General features: G+C 37.0%; 24 protein-coding genes. 13 read left to right on the plus strand and 11 right to left on the minus strand.

All coding sequences use genetic code 11. From position 1 onward, the window contains the following. Nucleotides 1-114 precede the first annotated feature (114 nt). Nucleotides 115-711, plus strand: a complete 597-nt coding sequence (locus tag WAE64_RS09125; RefSeq protein WP_340236049.1) for a DUF6915 family protein — start codon at nt 115-117, stop codon at nt 709-711. A 25-nt stretch (nt 712-736) separates the two neighbouring features. Continuing rightward, entirely contained in the window at nt 737-1732 is a 996-nt protein-coding gene (locus tag WAE64_RS09130) for a hypothetical protein (protein ID WP_340236050.1), read from the plus strand. A gap of 234 nt (nt 1733-1966) precedes the next feature. Here the strand turns inward: WAE64_RS09130 and WAE64_RS09135 are convergent, their stop codons facing one another. Further along, nucleotides 1967-3601: a sulfatase family protein gene (locus WAE64_RS09135; protein WP_340236051.1), complete on the minus strand. Its 1635-nt coding sequence runs from the start codon at nt 3599-3601 to the stop codon at nt 1967-1969. 29 nt (nt 3602-3630) lie between these two features. After that, nucleotides 3631-4482 (minus strand): ThuA domain-containing protein, encoded by an 852-nt coding sequence (locus WAE64_RS09140; RefSeq protein WP_340236052.1) that lies wholly within the window; start codon nt 4480-4482, stop codon nt 3631-3633. A 262-nt stretch (nt 4483-4744) separates the two neighbouring features. On the opposite strand from WAE64_RS09140, the gene WAE64_RS09145 reads away from it, so the two are divergent. The 3 genes from WAE64_RS09145 (at nt 4745) to WAE64_RS09155 (ending at nt 6841) form a co-directional block, all read left to right on the plus strand. Beyond that, nucleotides 4745-5089: a winged helix-turn-helix domain-containing protein gene (locus WAE64_RS09145; RefSeq protein ID WP_340236053.1), complete on the plus strand. Its 345-nt coding sequence runs from the start codon at nt 4745-4747 to the stop codon at nt 5087-5089. A gap of 181 nt (nt 5090-5270) precedes the next feature. Further along, nucleotides 5271-6341, plus strand: coding sequence for a cytochrome-c peroxidase (locus tag WAE64_RS09150; RefSeq protein ID WP_340236054.1), 1071 nt, complete (start codon nt 5271-5273; stop codon nt 6339-6341). Next, a complete protein-coding gene (locus tag WAE64_RS09155) occupies nt 6338-6841 on the plus strand; it encodes a molybdopterin-binding protein (protein ID WP_340236055.1) in 504 nt (167 codons plus the stop codon). The genes WAE64_RS09150 and WAE64_RS09155 overlap by 4 nt, the downstream gene beginning before the upstream one ends. Before the next feature lie 31 nt (nt 6842-6872). Here WAE64_RS09155 and WAE64_RS09160 read toward each other — a convergent pair whose 3' ends face one another. Then, nucleotides 6873-8153, minus strand: coding sequence for a retropepsin-like aspartic protease (locus tag WAE64_RS09160; protein WP_340236056.1), 1281 nt, complete (start codon nt 8151-8153; stop codon nt 6873-6875). 186 nt (nt 8154-8339) lie between these two features. Here WAE64_RS09160 and WAE64_RS09165 point away from each other — a divergent pair, with 186 nt between their 5' ends. Further along, a complete protein-coding gene (locus WAE64_RS09165) occupies nt 8340-9056 on the plus strand; it encodes a hypothetical protein (protein ID WP_340236057.1) in 717 nt (238 codons plus the stop codon). A 59-nt stretch (nt 9057-9115) separates the two neighbouring features. Here WAE64_RS09165 and WAE64_RS09170 read toward each other — a convergent pair whose 3' ends face one another. From WAE64_RS09170 to WAE64_RS09190, 5 genes are all read right to left on the minus strand, one after another. Beyond that, entirely contained in the window at nt 9116-10081 is a 966-nt protein-coding gene (locus WAE64_RS09170) for an alpha/beta hydrolase (protein WP_340236058.1), read from the minus strand. A 360-nt stretch (nt 10082-10441) separates the two neighbouring features. Continuing rightward, the gene (locus WAE64_RS09175) at nt 10442-11689 is read right to left on the minus strand and encodes a hypothetical protein (protein ID WP_340236059.1); all 1248 of its coding nucleotides are present in this window, start codon (nt 11687-11689) and stop codon (nt 10442-10444) included. Between the two features lie 889 nt (nt 11690-12578). Beyond that, complete coding sequence (locus tag WAE64_RS09180) at nt 12579-12887, minus strand: hypothetical protein (protein WP_340236060.1); 309 nt, start codon at nt 12885-12887, stop codon at nt 12579-12581. A gap of 56 nt (nt 12888-12943) precedes the next feature. Then, a complete protein-coding gene (locus WAE64_RS09185) occupies nt 12944-13306 on the minus strand; it encodes a hypothetical protein (protein ID WP_340236061.1) in 363 nt (120 codons plus the stop codon). A gap of 97 nt (nt 13307-13403) precedes the next feature. Continuing rightward, nucleotides 13404-14816 (minus strand): aminotransferase-like domain-containing protein, encoded by a 1413-nt coding sequence (locus WAE64_RS09190; protein ID WP_340236062.1) that lies wholly within the window; start codon nt 14814-14816, stop codon nt 13404-13406. A 90-nt stretch (nt 14817-14906) separates the two neighbouring features. On the opposite strand from WAE64_RS09190, the gene WAE64_RS09195 reads away from it, so the two are divergent. Next, a complete protein-coding gene (locus WAE64_RS09195) occupies nt 14907-15800 on the plus strand; it encodes a DMT family transporter (RefSeq protein ID WP_340236063.1) in 894 nt (297 codons plus the stop codon). Between the two features lie 77 nt (nt 15801-15877). On the opposite strand, the gene WAE64_RS09200 is transcribed toward WAE64_RS09195, so the two are convergent. Together WAE64_RS09200 and WAE64_RS09205 are read right to left on the minus strand one after the other, a co-directional pair. Continuing rightward, nucleotides 15878-16378, minus strand: a complete 501-nt coding sequence (locus tag WAE64_RS09200) for a GNAT family N-acetyltransferase (protein WP_340236064.1) — start codon at nt 16376-16378, stop codon at nt 15878-15880. A 21-nt stretch (nt 16379-16399) separates the two neighbouring features. Further along, the gene (locus tag WAE64_RS09205) at nt 16400-17629 is read right to left on the minus strand and encodes a hypothetical protein (protein WP_340236065.1); all 1230 of its coding nucleotides are present in this window, start codon (nt 17627-17629) and stop codon (nt 16400-16402) included. Nucleotides 17630-18017: 388 nt separating this feature from the next. Between WAE64_RS09205 and WAE64_RS09210 the strand changes: the two genes are divergently transcribed. The 6 genes from WAE64_RS09210 to WAE64_RS09235 all read left to right on the plus strand — a co-directional run bounded on the left by WAE64_RS09210 (nt 18018) and on the right by WAE64_RS09235 (nt 21582). Next, entirely contained in the window at nt 18018-19019 is a 1002-nt protein-coding gene (locus WAE64_RS09210) for a redoxin domain-containing protein (protein ID WP_340236066.1), read from the plus strand. A 124-nt stretch (nt 19020-19143) separates the two neighbouring features. Continuing rightward, on the plus strand, nt 19144-19467 hold the full coding sequence (locus WAE64_RS09215) for an ArsR/SmtB family transcription factor (protein ID WP_340236067.1): 324 nt from the start codon (nt 19144-19146) through the stop codon (nt 19465-19467). Nucleotides 19468-19474: 7 nt separating this feature from the next. Next, nucleotides 19475-19939 (plus strand): SRPBCC domain-containing protein, encoded by a 465-nt coding sequence (locus WAE64_RS09220; protein WP_340236068.1) that lies wholly within the window; start codon nt 19475-19477, stop codon nt 19937-19939. A gap of 9 nt (nt 19940-19948) precedes the next feature. Continuing rightward, nucleotides 19949-20530: a YdeI/OmpD-associated family protein gene (locus tag WAE64_RS09225; protein WP_340236069.1), complete on the plus strand. Its 582-nt coding sequence runs from the start codon at nt 19949-19951 to the stop codon at nt 20528-20530. A gap of 61 nt (nt 20531-20591) precedes the next feature. Beyond that, entirely contained in the window at nt 20592-20969 is a 378-nt protein-coding gene (locus WAE64_RS09230) for a DoxX family protein (RefSeq protein WP_340236070.1), read from the plus strand. Between the two features lie 46 nt (nt 20970-21015). Continuing rightward, nucleotides 21016-21582, plus strand: coding sequence for a DUF4256 domain-containing protein (locus tag WAE64_RS09235; protein WP_340236071.1), 567 nt, complete (start codon nt 21016-21018; stop codon nt 21580-21582). Nucleotides 21583-21639: 57 nt separating this feature from the next. Here WAE64_RS09235 and WAE64_RS09240 read toward each other — a convergent pair whose 3' ends face one another. Beyond that, nucleotides 21640-22026, minus strand: coding sequence for a DoxX family protein (locus WAE64_RS09240; RefSeq protein ID WP_340236072.1), 387 nt, complete (start codon nt 22024-22026; stop codon nt 21640-21642). Between the last annotated feature and the right edge of the window lie 55 nt (nt 22027-22081).

A 22081-nucleotide genomic window follows, 5' to 3' on the forward strand; every position in this document is an offset into this window, starting at 1 on the left:
TAAATATATCTTTCTGGTTGAGAGTGGTAATAGGATTTTGATCATACTTGCAACTAACCAGATATTCTATTATTATTGTACAAAATATAGACTAAAAAAGGGAATTATTCTTTAGTGAACGCATACATACATTCAGAAATATCTGTTAGAAACAGAGGAGGGGAAATAGAAGATTACCTGCCTATCCACGATTTTATTGACTCAACCAAAGAGCTATGTAGTGATAACCGACACCGCATTTTACATACTATGTGGGGTATCAAAAGAGTGATTATTCCTATATTTGGGCAATATTTCAAAAACTCTGACGGCAAAGTTGTGAACGTAAAAGACTTATGCGAACAAGATCATGTTTTGCCCGATTATAGATTCAGGTTTATTCCCACACTTAGCGATTTTGTTGCAGCCATCGACTCCGATGTCAAGGATTTAGAAACAATTAATCAGTTTTATAATGATTATAAACATGATACAGAACTATCAGAACTTCTGCTTTCACCTCTAAACAATACCGGACAAATCAAGTCATTACTAATTACCCACAATAGTTGGTTTATCAATGAGATAATCCCTAAGATATTTCAAAGAAAAATTCAATTAAAATCTTTTTCTATATCGCCTTCTACCTTATTTAACCGTATGAATTTTGAGCTTTGGATGGACAATGGAGCCGATTATCCCTCTAGTGCCAAGAAAATAAGTAAGCTTTAAGATAAAACTCCCAAACACAATTGATATGACCAGAAAGTATAGTTTGCACAAAATTGGTTTTGTATATACCGATGAATGGTATGTTCCAATAGGCATTGCATCGTCGGTTGGTTTTTATGAAACTTATGAAGATGCTCAGAAAGCTCAGTTAAGTTATGATATCGATTCTTTTAGAAATTTTCAGAGCTATGATTTTTTGAGAGACCTTATGGATTTTTATGAAGATAAACATGACGAAACCCAACAGAAAGTTATAGAATATATGCAATTGCTGGGTTGGCATGAGAACTATAAAAAAAGACCTTATGGAAACGATAGCTCGAGTTTTTATTGGGAAGCATCATTGCCTGTAGGCGCAACTGATGAACAAGTAGCTAAAATTCTGGAACTTACAGGAGCGAGTTTTCATAAAATTATTGAGTATAGAGATGTAAAAGAAGATGTTTATGTAAAGATGAATTATGAATTCTGGGGTAAAAAAGCTTTTGAAAAGCTAAAGGAAGAAAAAACGCTGGAATCCAGAAGTCCTTTCATTCAAGGTGTTGCCAATAAAGGTTTTTATCTTGTAACCAAGCCAGCCAAGGGAAGGAGAAATGCACGATTTAAATCCCATTATGATGCGGCTAATCTGGCATTGAAAATTTTTCTTGAATGCCTACACGAATTTCCAGAGAATAATTTTCTGGGTAAAAATTATGTAGCTGAGTGGTCTAATGCTTCATTTTTGCTGATGCATTTTTTAGATAATTGTGAAAGCGTAGTTTTGAAAGCCGAATTAGTAAGCTCCGAAAATAAGAAAGCGATAGCTACCAAACTGAAAAAAATAAAATCGTTGTATCTCCTCAAAGAAGGAGAAGAGTATTATGAAATAGTTTTTCCTGAGATTGAAAATGCTAAACCAGAAGAGATTTTCGGTCTAATAGAGTTATTGAAAGTAAAACCATTTGAAATTTTTACCGTAGTTACCGAAATTAACGGGGAAAAAGTAGTAAACTATGATCCTGATGGAGGGACTTTTTAAGATTTCTGTAAGAGAACAATTATTATTGCATTGGAAACATATAATATATGCTACCAATGCAATAATAATTGTCTTTTAAGGAGTTGGTTAATAATAAAGTTTGTTTATTAAGGCACACTAGTTATTTCATGTTCATGAATATAAAAAAAATAAATCCGTAACGAGAAACACTCTACGGATTTATTTTCTTAAATGCATATGTTATGTCAGACAAGAAGTGGCTAAATCGTCAGCCTATCTAAATATCACCTTCTTCTTCTCAAGCTCTTTGTATTTTTCGATATACATTTTGTCTAGTTCTTCCGAGTCTTTGTATTTGATGCGTAGTGCGGCTAATTTCTTGTGTAGTTCTTCACGCACTTTGGCATAAGCAGGATCGTTATAAACGTTTTTCATCTCATTTTTATCTTTGCGGCGGTCATATAACTCCCATTCGTCAACGTCATGGTAAAAATGCACTAATTTATATTCTTCTGTTACGATAGCATAATGGCGTTTCACCATATGGATACTCGGATACTCGTAGTAATGATAATACGCCGCATCACGGAATTTTTGTCCTTTGCCTTTAAAAATAGGAATCATACTTTCGCCTTGCATATCACTTGGGGCTTTTATGCCTGCTGCTTCAAGAAAAGTCTGAGCAAAATCAAGGTTTTGTACCATTTGTGAGTTTTTCGAGCCTGCTTTTATCACTTTAGGCCATTTAATCATCAACGGTGTTTTAAACGATTCGTCATATACAAAACGTTTGTCGAACCAACCATGTTCGCCAAGATAGAAGCCTTGGTCAGAGGTGTAGACTACAATCGTGTTTTCGTCAAGATTATTAGCTTTCAAGAAATCAAGTACTTTTCCTACTCCCTCATCAACTGACGCAATACAGCCAAGATAATCTTGCATATAGCGTTGGTAACGCCATTTCAATTGGTCTTTTTCGCTCATGTTAGGGTATTGGCTCACAAAATCATCATTTATTTTATCATAAGTTGCATTCCACGATTTCAATTGAGCATCGTCCATGCGTGCCATGTTAGACTTAAACAAGGCTTTATCTGTCCAATGATTTTCTTTCAGGCCCAATTTATCCATATTCTCAGGCTTTATTTTTGAGTCTCCACCCCAGGTCATGTGGTGCATCAGGGTCATTTCTTGCTCCTTAGCTGCACGGCCACGGCCTTCATAATTATCGAAAAGCGTAGCAGGCTCAGGGAAAGTCTTCTTCGTAAACTCTTTGTAATGACGTTCGGCTGGCAACCACTCACGATGTGGCGCTTTATGCAGATATGCCAGGAAAAACGGTTTGTCGTCATCTCTTTCGTTCTTAAGCCAATTTAGGGTCATGTCGGTAATAATATCTGTTACATAACCAGCCACTTTGGTTTTTCCTTCTTTTTTAGTGATAAAGTCGGGGTTATAATAGTGTCCTTGGTCTGGTAGAATCTTAAATTCGTCGAAACCTTTCGGATTATTGCCAAAGTGAAGTTTTCCAAACATGGCTGTCTGGTAGCCATTTGCTTGCAAAATCTGCGGAAAAGTAACATTGGTCGTATCGAAAGGAAAATAATTATCAATTTTGCCGTTGAGGTGGCTATGCTTGCCTGTCAGAATCACCGCCCTTGATGGTGCACAGATTGAATTGGTAACACAGGCATTGTTAAAAAGCATACCCTCATTGGCAATGCGGTCAATGTTTGGAGTCTGAATAAGCCTGTTATCATAAGCCGAAATAGCCTGATAGGCATGGTCGTCAGACATGATGAAAACAATATTAGGGCGTTTGTTTTTCTTGGGATTATGTGCTTTAAATGCGAAAAACAAAACAGCGCTCAAAGCAAGTAAGCTAACAGGTAAAATTAGTTTTTTCATGTTTACGTGTTTAATGTAGGATTATTTATTTAAAGTGCCCATTTGATGGCGTTTTCAATCAGTTTTAGGAAATGTTCGTTTTTCCATGCTACCCCGTTGTGACCGATTGAAGTATAGAAAGTTTTGCCATTGCCAATATTTTTGCTCCATGCTATTGGGTGGTCTTTGCCCATACCGAAGTTTTTATCTTTTACGAATAGAATGTTTCCACTTGGATTGATGCTGTCGCCGTTGATAGTAAACTGAATATTGAAGCCTTTCTGACGAGGATTTTCGAAGAAAACATACCATTCGTCAGAGTGATTCCAGGTTTTAGGAATACCCATTGTAATTAAACTATCAGCTTGTGCATCAAGCAAAATATCGGCACTTTGAAACTGAGGGTCAATAGGATGGTGAGAGAATTTTGAGCCCAAAAGATTGTTTTCGTACCAATCCCAATGATGTGAGTCGTCGCCTGCGCCGTGAATACCTATGAGGCTTCCGCCATTTTCTACATATTTTTCAAGGGCTCGTTTTTGTTCGTCGTTAATTACTTCTCCGGTTGAATTATTGAAAATTACTACACTGAATTTTGCCAATTGTGCTTCGTTGAAAACGCCACCTTCTTCGGTTTCGTACACAAACCAGTTGTTTTTATTAGCTAAACCGACAATTACAGGCTTAGATGCCTCAATGGATTCGCCGTGACGAAACCCTGTAGTTTTTGAAAATAACAATATAGCAGGTTTATCAGTAGGGAAATCGATTTTGGGTGCTTCTGTTTCGTAAGAAACCGGAAAACCGTATTTGACTTTATAGATAAACACGCCCAAAAGGCCACCAACTACAAGCACAAGAACTAGTACCGACCAAAGCACAATTTTCAGGATTTTCCTCATAGATAGGTTTGATTATAGATGAAAGATAATATAAGAAAACAAATGTAGAAATTAAAATGGTATTGTCTCAAAAAAAGACAATAATTTTGGTCGAGTTTTTTCTTTGAAAAATTATATTTTGGAATAGCGGAGAATGATGGCAGGTTGGTGAGATATTTGACAATTGTTCTGCAAGAAAATTCAAGTTTTGAGCTCATAGTTGAAAAAGTACACTTGAAGGTTTTATATTTATGCAGAGAAGAGGATGATAAAAGATTTTGCAATGGAAAGAAACGTAAGAATAAGCCTCAGCCATTGGGTTTTTATAGATGATACCAAGTTTTTTGGGCCGGGTCGCTTGGAGTTACTCGAAAATATTCAGCAGACAGGCTCTATCGTAAAGGCAGCGCAGCAAATGGGTATGTCGTACAAAAAAGCCTGGGATATGGTGGTTTCTTTAAATACCCTTGGTAAAAGTCCGTATGTAATTACTCACAAAGGCGGGCAGCATGGTGGTGGCGCCGAAATCACCGAAGCTGGTCAGCAAGTAATAGAAGCGTATAAAAAGCTTGGCCAAAAACTGAGAGAGGTAGCTGATGCCGAACAAGAATTAATTAATCTGATTTAAGCGTATGTTTGAATTTTTGATTTAGGTTTTTTCTATATATTTGCGATATATTTTTGAATACATATCGATGTTTTTCTTATTGATTTAATGGACTAAACGAAATCAGTAGCACATTACTTACCTAAGCTATTTTTTATAGATGCACAAAACCCCTTGCATAGTACTAAAAAGTAGGTGGCTTATGCTACTTGTGGCTGCGCTGTGTGTGATTTTGAGTGCATTAAAAACTGATGATGCTACGCCGGAGCCTTATTTGTTGCAATATCCGGCAAATTTTGGTGGAAGAATCAATGTGCCAAAAGATAACCCAACAACAAAAGAAGGTGTGCAACTTGGCCGAATGCTGTTTTATGAAAAGAAACTATCGGCTGATAATAGCCTTTCTTGCGCCAGTTGCCACGAGCAGAAATTAGCCTTTACTGATGGGAAGGCGCTTAGTATTGGGGTAGATAAATCGCTTACAAGCCGAAACTCAATGGCATTGGTAAATTTGCTTTGGGTACGTAACTTTTTTTGGGATGGCCGTTCAGCAAGTCTGGAAGACCAGGCTGTTTTTCCGATGACTAACCCGCATGAAATGGGGCAATCGTTGGACGAAACCGTAAAGAAATTGCAGCAAAGCCCGATGTATGTAGTTTTATTCAAAAAGGCTTTTGGCGATGCAAATATTGATGCCGACAAAATCAGAAAAGCGTTGTCTCAATTTGAACGTACGCTTATTTCAGCCGACTCGCCCTATGACCGTTATCTGGCTGGAACTTATCAGCCCACTGCTCAGGAATTACGGGGTATGAACTTGTTTATGGAACCTCCCGCACCCGAAAGAGGTATAAGAGGTGCTAATTGTGGACATTGCCATGGTGGTCCGAAAACCTTTAAAGAATTATTTCATAACAATGGCCTTGATACCGAAGCTAAAGACCCGGGCAGGGAAGCAATAAGTAATGAGGCCGAAGATAGAGGCAGGTTCAGAGTGCCAACGCTGAGAAATATTGCACTTACGGCCCCTTATATGCACGATGGCCGCTTTAAGACGCTCGAAGAAGTACTAGACCATTATAACGAACATATACAAGAAAGCGCTACGCTGAGCAGTTTTCTGAGAGGAACTTCAAATGAAAAAGGAGGGAAGACGCTCTTACTCAATAAGACAGAAAAGACGGATATAATGGCCTTTTTACACATGCTGACCGACTCAACATTTATTAATAATCCGGCATTTTCAGACCCAAATAAATCATTAAAACAATGAAAAACCATAAAAATAGTTACTTATTGATGCTTGCATTTCTGTTGTGCAGTTCCTTATTCAGTTTTGCTCAGAATGCCCCTTCTGTAAGCATAAGTGGCGAAGTACTTACGCCGCTTGTCTTAAAAAAAGAAGATTTGGCAGCCTATAAACAATTAACCCATAAAACAAAAGACAGAGATGGTAAAGAACATGAGTACAAAGGCGTGGCATTGGTAGAAGTACTCGAAAAAGCAGGCGCTACGCTAGGCGGAAAACTAAGAGGCGAAAACCTAGCTAAAGCCGTAATCATTAGAGCAGGAGATGGCTATGAAGTAGTATATTCATTACCCGAACTTGACCCCGAATTTAGCAATAATGTGGTTTTGCTTGTTGCCGAAAAAGACGGTGGGCCGCTTCCTCCGGGTGAAGGTGCGTTCAGACTTATTGCTCCACAAGACAAAAAACAAGCCCGTTGGATACGTGAAGTGCGCTCTATTAAAGTGGTATTTGTAAAAGATTGATGATACTCAATAACTGAGAGTATGCAGGGGTTCAGACTTTTGACCCCCTATTGTTTTTTAGTCTTTTAATGAATCGGAATACTGCCCATACAATAGCTGTAAGTATAATAGTAATACCTGCTATCGCTCCATAAAATTTGTACTTCATATTATCCCATTGCTCATACGCAGCCCCTTGCAAGGAATTAGCCTTAAGATACATCATACCTGTCTTGTTATCGAGTATTACATTAAATTGCTGCAATAATTCATTGCCCATCAGGCTTTGTTTACCAGTAGGGTGGGCGGGGTCATTTGCATTGGTAACTATGTTGGCAAAGCTCAGACTACCTATTTTTACTTTGGGTATTACCACAATTTTCTTGGTGCCGAACTTAAAAATGGTATTGAAAAGAGGCCATACATCAAATTCACCTGTGAAATCTTCTCCAATCAGCATAGTGCCATCACGACCTGTATCAAAAAGAAACCAATCACTGAAAACTTTATCGGCAATGTGTAAATCAATTTTTATTTTGGGTCGATGTTGGTCATATTGTACCAGATGGCCCGTATAACCAGCGGGCACATCAATAGGTTTTTGATGCACAATAAGTATTTTTTTGTCATAATTTATCTCAAGTATCTGGTCTCTGAATAACGAATTGCCAATAATCATGTCGTCTTCATCGTCCAGATTTCTTACTTGTACCACATTCACATTTTCCCACCTCAAATTGCCTATTTGTAGCACTGTTTTACTGCTGCTAGGTTCATCTTTAGTCCCGTTGGTATTCATAACAGAGATTTTTCCGTCGAATTGCATGCCCGTTTTTCTCACCGAGTTGATGTTGACACAGGTAATGCCTGCACCGAGGTCAAGCATCATGTATATATTATCTTTACCATTTACTTTGCCCACAACATAGGGGCGACTGTTGCGCATAATAAAAGGAATAGTATCGGCTGCTGCGGAGGTTTTTAGTTGGATTGGCATGTTTATTCCGCTATAATTGGCCGATATACGGGTGTAGCAAGAGTCTTTGCCATTAAGCAAAATTACAAAATTATATACCTTGCCATATTGGGTATCGAAACTAATAGAGTCTTGATCTGTTACAAAAGTTACTTTGTTGTTGGCTCGTGGTATTTCAACATGATACGTATCGGGTTTTGCCGAAGGGTCAAGTCCCCACGAGTTGTGTTTCAATATGTGGCCATCTCTGATGCTGACCGATTTTGCGTTAGATTTGATTACGGGTAATGTGTTTTGTGCATTGGTAACCATAGTGAGTATCAATAACACTGCACAAGAAAGAATAGCTTTTTTCACTTCAGTATGTTTATAATTAAATGCGCCATTAATGGCATTTAAAATGATTTTGGTTGATTAGACAGCTAGCGAAAGGAAATGTTGCAGTTGGTGAGGTTTTATTTTTATGGAGAGGTTTGCGAGGTATTCTTAATCAAAACTAATACGTATATTTAAGCCCCAAAACCATTTGTACTGTCTTAAACCATGCCTAAAATCCTTATTGCTGTATTGTTAAATGTTTTTACCTTTCATTCTTTATTAGCTCAAACAGAAACTTTTACTTTCGATTATCAGATTGATATGAAGGAACGGTATATACAAATAGATACTGTAAAGTCTACAAACGAAGAATTTATCATGTGTACTTGGCTTAATAGTAAAGACCGCAATTATATGGCTACGATGCGCTACTATAAAGATTCAACCAAGAATTTATTGATTATTTATGACTTTAAAAACAATCAATTATACCATACTTTTACCCACAAGAGGGTCCCTGAAATAATATTAGAAGTACGACCGATGGGTACAATAAGTTTAAATCTTGCCCAAATAGAGACACCAGTCTACTACTACAAAAATGTTGGTGGGAAAAAGAAAATAGATGGCTATTTATGCAAGAGAATATTGGACCGTAATTCAGATTCCTTTTCTGAAGTTTGGTTTACTAGAGATATTCCTGATGCACCCGAACATGCTTTTCATACTATTTATATGTTTTACAAACGTCTGCCCCAATACAATGGTGTTGTGGTTAGGTATCGGCATAAATATGCTGGAAATTATAAAGAGAGTTATCTTATTGCAACACAGAAAAACAATCGTAAAATCACGATAAAAGATGGCATTTTAGTTGAATTTGAAGGGGATTTAAAAACTATAATGGAGAAGAAAAAGTATGAGGATGCTGAACAACGCTAATATATATGGGTAGGGGTTCAAAATTTTGAACCCCTACAAGATTGATAACTATAAACGTCTTATTGTGCAAAATTCCTATCTATCCAAGCAACACATTGTTGCCAGCTTTCTAGCGGAATTTTAGCATGGTTGGTATCTTTCATTACCAGAAATTCCTTTTTTGTACTTGGTATTAGGTCGTAGAACTCTCGGGCTTTTTCGAGTGAAAACAGCTCATCTTTATCGCCCATACCAACCAATACCGGAATATTGTAGCCTTTTTGCAGGCGAAGCTCTTTTACATTAAGCATTGACACAAACCTAAGTGTGTATCTGAAATTGAAAAGAGGATCTTTTGTTACTATCATACCCTCACGGTAATATTCAACTGCCTGATATGATGGACGTACAATTGAACTTGCCACTATTTTAGCTTTCTGAAAAAACGTAGGTTGCGCTTGTACTCCCTTGCGGCCTTCATAAGCGCCTGAAAGCAGTATTAGGCCAGCAATATCGTCAGGAACTGCATTGGCTGCACAAATGGCCGATGCCACCCCAAGGCTATGCCCTAGAACAATTACTTTCGAGAAACCAAGTGTTTTTACAAACTTTACTGATTCCGCCAAGTCGGCAATCCAGCGGTCTTTACCAGGATTATCGCCTCTATTGCCACCTGATAGACCATGTCCACGGTAATCAACCCCAAAGGTAGTGTATCCGCCTGCTGAAATAGGCTTGCCTGCCATTTCGTAAGGACCACTATATGCTGTAATGCCATGAAAAATCAACACAGCAATGTCTTTTTTTGCCGGAACAATACTATCAGGATTCCATCGGCGCAAAAATATCTTTTCGCCGTCGGTGGTAGTAAATACATGATGTGGGCCAGTAAATGTCTCTCTTAAATTAGCTGCTTCTTCGGGTGTAACACCTACATGATGTGTTCTTGATTCGCTTGGAAGAAACGCCAATATCAGCCCGATAATAACAATACCAACTACCAGAAAGAGAAAAGAATAAAGGGTTTTGCGAAGTATTTTGTTCATACAAAATGGTTTATAAGGGTAATAGATATACAATGAAGTTGTTTAGAATTATTTCTTTCGTTTAAAAATGCGTTATTTTGGCTACGCCTTCATCAAATAATTTCAACCATAGCTCTGCTATGAATTCCATTCCGGGTTTCATTATTTGACTTGTCTCGCTCAAAATACCACTATTTTTAAACTGAAATTAAAATCCTAAACAACTTCAATTTATAAGAAGTGTTTTATTAATCTTGTATTTTTTGAATAAAAAATTGTACAACAGCTTATTTTAAAGGCGTGCTCTCATAAACCATTATTGAGCGAAAACTCAAATACGTATCTTTACATTTGCTGAGAATATTTACAAAATCCTTGGTATCATTTAGAAAAATACTTAAAAAACAGGGTTTCGTCAGAAGCAATAAATTGTTCTTTTGGCCAGCAATTGCAATTATCGGCGGTTTGGGGTAGTGAAACCAATTTGCTTTCGGCCGGAAAGTTAAACAATTTGAAATGTCGGGCATGGCGGAATGAATTCACAATACTTGTTAAAGGCACAATAGCCGACAGCATAAAAACAATTATTAAATAATAGCTTAGTTTGGTCTTTTGCAGAATCATTTTTGTTACCATTATAACCATCATAAATTGTGCCGGAACGCCCACCTTAGCACACCAGTCGTTCCATTGCCCATATCGATACAATGGCACCAATACTAATACAATTGTAAGCAATAAAGTAAGTTTGAAGTATATATTTTTTTGGATATACATAAGTATCAGAATCGGAAGGGTGTAAATCAAAACCTCAAAACATACAAAGAACAGATACGATTTAAAGATTGTAGCGTTGTCAGACCCGCTTATGCTTGCATTATTAAAAATAAAATGGTGAATCAGGTTATTATCGGTAACGCCAAGCAAAAATAGGGTAATAAGCACAAGTATTACCAGACCGGAAAGAATGGCAGGCAATGAAAACCATCTTTGCCAATCTTTTAACTGAAAAATAGCTACAAGCGCAAAGGGGAATAAACCAATGAAACTCCAGGGAGACCAAAAAGCTATCAGCGATAGATATATAGGAGCCATGCTGATGTTTTTTCTATGTAGCCAGTCGTGTAACAACAAGCCTGCACCTATCCATGCCCCTAATGTATGTTGTGGGCTCCAGTAGATTAAGTCAGTCGTGTTATGATAAATAAACGCAAAAGAATAATGTGTACTATTTAATGAAAATAGCGAAACTGTTCCATACATAGCATTATAAAGTGTATCTACTGTGCCTTCCAAACCAAATTGGTATAGTGCACCGGCAAGCCTGAGGCCACCAAACAGGATAAAAATTAGAAGTATAAACCAGTTTAACTTGTCAACAATGCGAATAAACCAGAAAATGCTTAGTAATATGCCCAGGCTTGTCCAGAGTATGTTAGCATAATTGAATGCGCTCCAACCCAGAAATTTTCCAACAAAAGCCGGAGTGAGGTAATAGCCAAGATAATGAACCAAGTGATACGTTTTACCATCGATAATATATTCTGGTGGATGTGTGTTGGTAATTAAGTCATAACATAGCGCATTATGTTTAAGATAATCTCCGGTCTGTAGTCCTAAGCCTCCCATGCCTGACAGGGCTATCCAGACAATTAAAATAAGAGAACAAATTAGCAGTGTTTTATAAGAAATTTTTATAAAATCGGCTTGGTTCTGAAATGTATCTTTCCAAAAAATGTAAGTGCTATAAGACAGAATAAGTATATAGAGCAAGGTTACAGGAATTTTAACCCAGCTTAAAGAAAATATAGCAAACGACAAAAGAAGGTATATATACGAAATAAATCGTATTTGATTTGTGTTAAATGTGAACATGATGATTTAGCAGTTTCAAATTCGTTTTTTTGAAAAGCACATAGCAGTTAGGGGTATATACATGCCAAATGAGCGTGGCAAGGCAGAAATACCCTACTGATTAGGTTTTAGAAATTATTAAATGATGAAAATTAATTCATAACCAAGGTAGACTAAAATGGATAGTATTATTGCTACGATTTTGTATATACGTAGGGTACTATGTGCCTATTCAGAGATAAATTAGCACAGCGTCAGATTAATTTATTCTATAGTCAAGCAATGGTTTAATTTTTAGTCATAATTGTTTTACATCAAAAGCGTCTGTTTTAATTTTTAGTGTTAGTAAAATGAGTTTGGTAATTATTGACACAAAATTAAAAATAAATTTTACTTAATAATTGACCCGAAATTGAGTAGAAGAAAATATTTGTCCGTATAATCATAAACTGTTTGTAATTGCTTGATTATTAGTTGGTTGTGCGTGAATTTTGAAGCCTAGAAAAATGATTTTACGGTTAAGTTTTTTGATGAGCGAGAATGCAATATAAATTAAAAGGTAGATATAAAAATAGGGGTCCAAAATTTTGAACCCCTATTCTTCTTGAAAATTTCTAATTATTACGAGGAAGAAATTTCGCTTTAAGTTTATGCAATTAGTGTTTTATTTTAAGGGAGGGATTGTTATTGTAACTTTTTTGAGAGTATGATTTACATTGACGTCAAATCTAGAAGTCATCATTAGAGTTGCGTAACCAAAAAAACTATTTTCGAACGTTTTATGTCCTAAAGATTCTAAAAAGATGAAAATTTCTTTTTTAAAGTTATCACTCTCAATATTAGTGATTTGCGATACTAACTCAATAGTATACCCAAACGGAATTTTTTCTTTAAGTTCATTTGTATCTTTCTCAGTCAAATGTCTAGCTAAAGGAGCATTATCAAAAATTAGGTTACTATTAGGTGCATACACTTGGATTGAATTATTTATAGGAGCGTTATTTACTATGCCATTTACAATATTAGTACTTAGTTTTTTTTTTCATCAACCTCAGCACTCTTCCCTATTTCAATCATTCTCAAAGTAGTTTTAAAATATTCCTCTTCTAAGGTTCTTCGGAGATTAGGATTTTTAATAGAATTAAGTTGTTTACATAGACTAACTTGTAACATATCAAGTCTATATAACTCTTTATCAACCTTAACATAATCAGGCTTTATGGATATTTCTCCAACATTTATTTTAATTGAGTCGGCAATTTGAGATTTAATATTTCCACTTAAGCCTGTAATATTCAGAGTACGAGTTTTGGTTGTATAGTATTTAGTACACTTAGAACTACAAGAGGATAAAAAGAAAATACACAATAAGAATGTGAAAATATTTTTCATATTGGACTATACATGTTTTGAAATTTATGCTTTGAATATAAGAAAAAAGACTAATAAAAGCAAGAGATATATGATTTTTGGAAAATATATACCCTCTTTAAACCATCTTTGCCAAAGTACCCAATTGTTTTAATTTAAACGCCAGTTTATCAGACCATGGCAAGCCGATGCAAAGCCGCATACAGTTCTCAAATTGATTTTGTAAGGTAAACATTCGCCCCGGAGCAATACTAATCTGGTGTTTAATGGCCATTTCGTAGAGTTTGGCTGTATCAATACGTTTGTCGAATTCTACCCAGAGTGCAACGCCACCTTGTGGCTGGCTTGTTTTAGTACCTTCCGGAAAGTGTTCAGCTATGGTCTGCACATACCGCTGATAGTTTTCTTGCAGTGTCCGCCTGAGTTGCCTTAAATGGTTTTCATACCTGCCTGTTTTTAGAAAATTAGCAACGGCCTCCTGATTAACCGATGCCGACGAAATAGAATGTACCAATTTCAGTTTTAATACTTGCTCTTTGTATTTGCCAGGCGCCACCCAACCAACCCGGTACCCCGGTGCAATGGTTTTTGAGGCAGAGCTACAGTACAAAATATTGCCCTCAGTATCGTAAGATTTACAGCATTTTGGGCGTTGTGCGCCAAAATAAAGGTCGCCATAAATATCATCTTCAATAAGCGGAATATTGTGTTTTGACAATAAGGCTACTACTTCTTTCTTGTTTTCGTCGGGCATAAAGCTGCCCATTGGAGTATTGAAATTAGGTACAAGTAGGCAAATATTTATTTTATCAATTACTTTCTTTAGTGCATCTATTTCTATGCCTGTGCTAGGGTGGGTAGGTAGCTCAAGCACTTTTAACCCTAAGCTACGAGCCAATTGTAAAGTGCCGGGGAAACAAGGGCTTTCCATGGCAACGGTATCGCCGGGTTTACCGAGCGCCATTAGGCAGAAAGCCAAAGCATTCATGCCTCCACTAGTTGTTATTAAATCGTTTTCTTGCAAGTTGCCTCCCCAAGCCAAGGAGCGAAAAGCAATCATACGCCGTAATTTCAGGTTCCCCTGCAACGATTCATACTCTACGCCACCACCTTTAAGTGCTCGTGTAGCCAGTACTATTTCTTTTTTGAGTTTTGCAATAGGTAATAAATCTCCCGAAGGTACACCAATCGAGAAAAGTGTTAGGTCGTCACGGCCCATATTTGCATATATTTTGCTTATAAGCTCTTCCGGTTCATTTTCATGTGCCACTGTTGAGGGACGGCTTACATTAGGAAGGGGCGTTTTGAGATAGGGTAATCGACTCACAAAATACCCTGATTGTGGCTTTGAGTCGACCAAGGATTGAGATTCCAATTCCAGAAATACCCGCTTGGCCGTGTTCATGCTAATGCCATGTTGCTGGCATAGTGTACGCACAGAGGGCAGGCGGTCTCCGGCTTTCAGAATGCCGTTTTTTATTTGCCCGGCAATACCGCCGGCAATTTCATTATAAAGAAAGTCTTTATTCATAACACAAATATAACTGTGTCCATTGAAATGTATAAAACTGGTACTGTATTTGTAGTTGAAGACGCTTTAATTTTGCAAAAAACTAAAGAAATGATGACAGACACAAGTATTGGTAAGCTAACAGAAAACACCACGAGTGGTTTGATAAACGGATTTATAGGTGTATTGATATTCAGTGTATCGTTGCCCGCTACTCGCATAGCCGTTCAGGATTTATCTCCTATATTTTTAACGGTGGCCCGGGCTACTATTGCGGGTATATTGGGGCTTAGTATCTTATTGATATATAAAGAGAAACGCCCTAACAAGCAGCAGATTTTATCTTTAGGAATTGTTGCCTTGGGGGTTGTATTAGGTTTTCCTCTATTGTCGGCATTGGCTTTGCAAGATGTACCTTCGGCGCACTCAATTGTTTTTCTGGGTTTATTGCCACTTTCAACGGCCTTTTTTGGTGTAATACGTGGCGGTGAGAGACCTCGTCCGGTATTCTGGATTTTTTCGGTAATAGGTAGCATGTTGGTAGTAGGGTATGCTTTATCGCAAGGTTTATCGGCTTCGTTGCGTAGTGATAGCTTGATGTTAATGGCAATTATTGTGTGTGGACTAGGTTATGCCGAAGGGGCGCAATTATCGAAAACACTGGGCGGTTGGCAGGTTATTTCGTGGGCATTGGTGTTGGCCTTGCCAATTATGTTACCACTCACATTTTTATTTTTACCAGCATCTCTTGCAGATGTGCATACCGAAACCTGGCTGAGTCTGGGTTATGTTTCAGTATTTAGTATGCTTGTAGGTTTTATATTCTGGTATCGTGGGCTTGCGCAGGGCGGTATCACAGTAGTAGGGCAGTTACAACTTTTGCAGCCTTTATTTGGGCTGGTAATGGCAGCAACGCTACTTCATGAGCAAATACATACAAATATGATAGGTGTTACAGTTGGGGTGATTTTGTGTGTAGCAGGGGCAAAGAAATTTGCAAAATAGAGGTGAGGACAATATGATTTTGGGTTCAAAATTTTGAACCCAAAATTTAAGTACTAGTCAGTAAGTTAGCTCTAAAACTATAAATCCAACAAATAAAGCCAATATCGTTTTCCAAGCCTGGAATCTATTTCTTTTAAACGAACAAAACCCATGTTTTCGTAAATGTGGCGGGCGGCATCCATAAACTCAGAGGTATGAAGAGCAACCTTTGTTTCATTTGTTTTTCGGGCGTAGTCAATACAAATTTCCATTAGCCGTCTGCCAATGCCCTTACCAGCATAGGCGCTGTTAACGCCAACCATTCGCAGATAAGCCCAATCAGCCTGAAAAACATCTGTCGGATTTCCGTTCGACAAGAAAAAAGCCATGCCAATAACCTTATCATTGTCTTCACACACAAAACACGTCGATTTATTCAGTAAATCAATATACGTGTTTTCGCTTGCCAGAATAGCCTCTAGCTTTTTCCAATTATCGGCTGTTAATTGTGATTGGAATTGCCCAAATGAGTTTAGACCGACAGATTTAAGTTGTTCAATATCTGCGAATGTGGCTGTGCGGTAATTGTAATTTTGCATTTGGGCAATTTATTGTATTTATCATTTATAACCAAAATTATATTTTAAAAGTAGTTGATAACGATGAGTTGTTGTTTTAGTGGCTGCTCCTGGATTAAACCCATTGCCTCGCATAAATCTAGGCTCTAACATTATCCGCTTATGGGCTATGCCTAAACCAACTATATAGGCTTGTTCGTAATTTCTGAAACTTCTATCAGTCGGTATTATATCTCCATTTGTTCTTTCAATTGTACTTTTATTGCTTAAAATAAAGCCGTTTGATATGCCCGCTAAAAGGTACAAATTAGGTTGACGGATAAAAAACTTATATCTCAGCATATTTTGTACGGCTAGATACTGAAGGCTATGATCAAATATATCGTTATAGGTATTTTTATAGCTATTATTAAGCGAGTAAGTATTTAATTCGTTGAGTATTGCAAATCGTCCACGACCTCTCCTAAATACATAATTGGCAAATATTTCTGCAGTGTAAGTTAATTTATTCTCTGATGGATAGTTTATCGTCGACCCATATTGAGTAACCGTAGTATATATCAATTTATTGTAAGATGCACCAATACCAATGCCATATTCCCACTGTGGATTTTCTTTTGGAGCTAAAACGATATTTTCAGAAAAACAAGCGTTATAAGTATTGATTAACTTTTGAAGGTCGTTCAATAAGTAGGGAGTTCTATCTATAGGGAGTTTTTTACAGGCATCATACAAAACAATAGATAACTGATTTTGATAGTCTCGCAAGTGAGCCACATTATCACCTATTCTTATAACATGATAAACCAAGGCTTCTGTTTTACTATCATGCTTAATCAGGAAATGTTCTTCAAAATCATCGGCAACAAACTGATATAGATTTACTCTACCTGTTGAAATCCGTCTTACAAAGCATTTTTTAGTACTTATATCTTTGTTTCTAGTAGCATATTTGGGAATGCTTAAGTAATTAATATTCCCTTTAACCCTCGATAAATTCTCAATTTTAAAGCTCATTGACTCATAAACTTCTTTATTGAAGTCAATTATAAAACTTTGTAAAGATTCTATATCATAGCTATTACTGGTTTGAGTTAGGTCAGCTTTAAATATAATACTGGTAGGGCTTTTAGACCAGTTTTTGTAGTCGATATAACCAATAAGTGTATCGCCTTCAATATTTATTATTTTACCTTTTACGAAATTACTTTGTGCAGAAACAAACGCATAAACGAAGATAAAAAGGGCTGTTATGCCGATTTTTTTATTCATAATTCTAATTACTTTTTTAGACAGTATATTTTAATTGGGTGCAAAACTAATAAATTTTGATTTAGAGTTAATCACAATATTATTATTGAAATTATATATTAGAAAAATTACTACGTAATTGGCAATATCTCTCTAAGCTTTTCGCTTTATTTAAAAAGCGCAAATTTCTTATTTGAAGTACTGTAAATCTTATTGAGCGTTTTTGATTAAAACAAGCCCGGGTTACATAATTGATGTCCAAGTACCATATAAATAAATAGTTTTTGCATCAAAAATTATGGGGTTTACAACATTTTTGCCTAAAGTGTTGGTTTTAGATAAATATTGCGATTCAATTATTGCTGTTAATACTTAAGCGAGCTTATCAGATTTTAAACCATTGAATTTTATGAAAAAACTATTGCAGACCATTATTTTACTTTTCTTCTTTTCTCTTACAAGTACTGTTTCTTTTGCACAAGGTTACAAAATTATTGGTAAGGCGATAGGCTTTGCCGATAGCACTAAACTTTATCTTGCCGATGTGACAGATGGAAGTTTCAAACCTATTGACTCCACTTATATAGTGGCAGGAGATTTCAGATTTGAGGGTAAATTGAAACATAAAGTTGTTCAGACGTATATTCATACAAAGAATTTTGCCGATAGAGTTTCTTTGTGGCTTGAAAATACCACAGTTCATTTTTCTGCAGAAAAAGGTAAGTTCAAGCAGGCCTTGATAGAAGGGTCACAGACACAGAATTTATGGACTGAACTTAATAAGGCTATTAAGAGCAGTAAAGATGAAAAAGAGCAGTATGTGCAATTCATAAAAAAGAACCCTGATTCTATCATAAGTGCGTATTTACTAAGCTTATTTAGCACTTCTTGGGGAAACAAAACAATCAGAGATTTGTATGGAAATCTGACTCCTGAAAATAAAACCACGAGTTATGGCAAAAATATTGAAACATATCTCGCCCTAAGTAAAGATATACAAATTGGTGGGTCTTTTGTCGATATTTCACAGCCGGATACCAGCGGTATTATCAGAAAATTATCAGACCTCAAAGGTAAGGTAATACTACTCGATTTCTGGGGCTCGTGGTGTGGACCATGTAGAGAAGCCAATCCGAAATTAGTTACAATCTATAATGAGTTTAAGTCGAAAGGCTTTGAGATTTTTGGAGTAGGTGCTGAAACAAGCAAAAAACAATGGGTAACAGCCCTGAAAAAAGATGGTTTGCAATGGGTAAATGTATCGGATATGAAGGGTGATAAAAACGAAGCTGCCCTAATGTATAATGTAGGGCAATACCCAACTAATTTTCTGATAGATAAAGACGGAGTTATCATTGCAAGAGATATATCCATAGAAAATTTAAGAACAAAACTTAAGGATATGCTGTAACTATCTCTTGCACAAAGATTTTTATAACCTTATTTCAGCTTCTATAAATTCACTCAAAAATAAATGCATAAAAATTTGCGTAGTCAAATAGCTACATATATATTTGTAGTCAAATGACTACGCAATGAATTTAAGAAGAGATGTTTTTCAGGCCATAGCCGACCCCACCAGAAGAGCCATATTGTTGCTGCTTGCCTCGCAGGCAATGACTGCCGGAGCTATTGCCGCAAATTTTGATACAGCCCGCCCTACGGTTTCTAAGCATTTACAGATACTGACCGAGTGCGAACTACTTGACCAACAACAAACCGGCAGAGAAATCTATTATCACCTCAATATTGAAAAGATGAAAGAAATAGCCGACTTTATTGAGCCTTTCCGCAAAATGTGGGATGATAGGTTTAATCATCTGGAAGCCATCATGAAAAACTATCAATCAGAAAAATAGCCTTACGATGAAGCAAAAAACGCAGATACACGCCGAAGACGGAAAACAGGAGCTAGTAATAACAAGAGAATTTGACCTGCCCCTTGAATTGCTCTTTAAAGCCTACGAAGAACCAGGCATTGTAGAACAATGGATGGGAACAAAGGTATTGAAACTTGAATGCCATAAACATGGAAGCTGGCAGTTTGCAACGAGTGATGCACAAGGAAATGTGGTATTTCGGTCGAATGGTGTGTTTCATGATTTTATTCCGAATCAGAAAATAACCAGAACATTCGAGATGGAGAATACGCCCTTTGAAACCCAGCTTGAGTTTCTGGAATTTGAAAAACTAAGCGACGAAACAAGTAAGCTGACAATGCATATTATATATAGATCAATAGAGTTAAGAGACCAAATGCTGAAACTGCCCTTTGCGCATGGCATAAACATGGCACATAACCGCTTACAAGAAGTGCTAAGTAAAAAATAAGAACATAAGATGGAGAATCCTAAAGTTGATTTTTTCTTTGAAGAAGACTCTAAATGGCAACAGATATACAAGGCATTACGTATAATTATGCTCGACTGCCAACTAAGCGAAGAACTAAAATGGGGCGCACCATGCTACACTTTTCAGAAGAGCAATGTAGTATTAATACACGGATTTAAAGAATATTGTGCGCTATTATTTTTTAAAGGGGCTTTGTTGAGTGATGCCGAGAGTATATTAGTACAGCAAACCACAAACGTACAGGCTGGTAGACAAGTGCGTTTTACCAATATGAAGGAGGTGACAAGCCTAAAGCCAGTTTTGAAGACTTACATTTATGAAGCCATTGAAATAGAAAAAGCAGGATTAAAAGTTGAGCTTAAAAAGACAACTGATTTTGATGTACCAGAAGAGTTTGAACAGAAACTAAAGGAAGTACCAAGGTTAAGAACCGCTTTTGAGGCACTTACACCCGGGCGGCAGCGAGCCTATCTTTTTTATTTTTCGCAGGCTAAACAAGCCAAAACCCGCATAGCAAGGGTTGAAAAATATATGCCAAAGATTCTTGATGGTAAAGGCTTAGAAGATTAATTACATACTAGTTCATTAATGTGTTCATTGTCAGCATTTACAAATCTATCAATTAATAAAGATGGAAAAGAAAAACAGAATTATCTATTGGATTGCAACTATCTGGCTTTCACTTGGAATGGTGTCATCAGGAATTGTACAGCTAATTAAAATGAAAGAAGAAGTAGACATGATAAACCACTTGGGTTATCCTGAGTATTTTCTGACAATCATAGGTGTTTGGAAAATGCTTGGCGTTATCGCAATACTGGTGCCTAAGTTTCCTTTGGTAAAAGAGTGGGCTTATGCCGGATTCTTCTTTGCAATGACAGGCGCCGTAATTTCCCATGTAAGCAGTGGTGATAGTGCCATGGAGTCTTTCGGCCCAGTATTGTTAATTGTTCTGACGGTGGTATCTTGGTATTTTCGCCCTGCCGACAGAAGACTTATTCAAGCATAATAAGCTCTTTATAATTGACTCAATCTAATAACACACATCAAATATCATGAGTAGGAATAAACAAGAATTATCGCCTGAAAGTCAGGCTGAACTACTTAAAACCTTGAAAGCGCGCTTTGAGAAAAACATGAATCGGCATAAAGGCATTGAGTGGGGCAAAGTGCAAGCAAAGCTTGAGGCAAACCCTGAAAAATTGTGGTCGCTTGATGAAATGGAAATAACCGAGGGCGAGCCGGATGTAATTGGCTATGACGCTGATACAGACGAATATATTTTTTGCGATTGCTCTGCTGAAACACCTAAAGGCCGTAGAAATATCTGCTACGACCCTAAGTCTTTAGATGATAGAAAAACATACAAGCCAGCTGATAGTGCAGTAGGTATGGCCGAGGCTATGGGTATTGATTTGCTAACAGAAGAACAATACCGTGATTTACAGAAACTTGGTGTTTTTGATGCAAAAACATCAAGTTGGATACAAACCCCTGCTGACATTAGAAAACTAGGAGGTGCGCTCTTTGCCGATTATCGATATGGAAAAGTGTTTGTCTATCACAATGGTGCTTCATCTTATTATAGTTCAAGAGCGTTTCGTGGCTTGCTAAGAGTTTAGTGCCCAATAGCACTATAATAAAGAATAATAGGTGGGTTATTCGATAAGCCACCTATTTTATTTGCTTCTAGCCCATGCTATAAATCCGGCTACAAAAGCTACAAAAATATTGAAACCTATTAGTGATGCTTCGCCTCTTGAAATATGAAAAACGCTGGCAGCTACCATAAGAGCTATTGTGCCATAGGCCGCATATAAAGTAAGCATGGGCTTGATGCGAAGTGCCATAGGCAGCACTAAACCCAAACCTCCTAGTAAATCAATTATACCCGCTACTCTGGTCAGAATTGGATTATCGGCCGTCCAGGGCCACTGTTGAGCTAGTTGGTCGATGGGTTGAAATAACTTCATTCCTGCTGCCCACAACAAAGTGAGCGATAATAGAATCTGGCATATCCAAGTGGCTATATTCAGGGGTTTTGAGAGTGTTTGATGCTTTGTCATAGAATATGAGTGTTTTCTTTATTTATGCTGCAAGATTACGTAAATTTGCTATCCG

The organism is Emticicia soli, from assembly GCF_037860775.1.
In the GTDB taxonomy this organism is placed as follows: Bacteria; Bacteroidota; Bacteroidia; order Cytophagales; family Spirosomataceae; genus Emticicia; species Emticicia soli.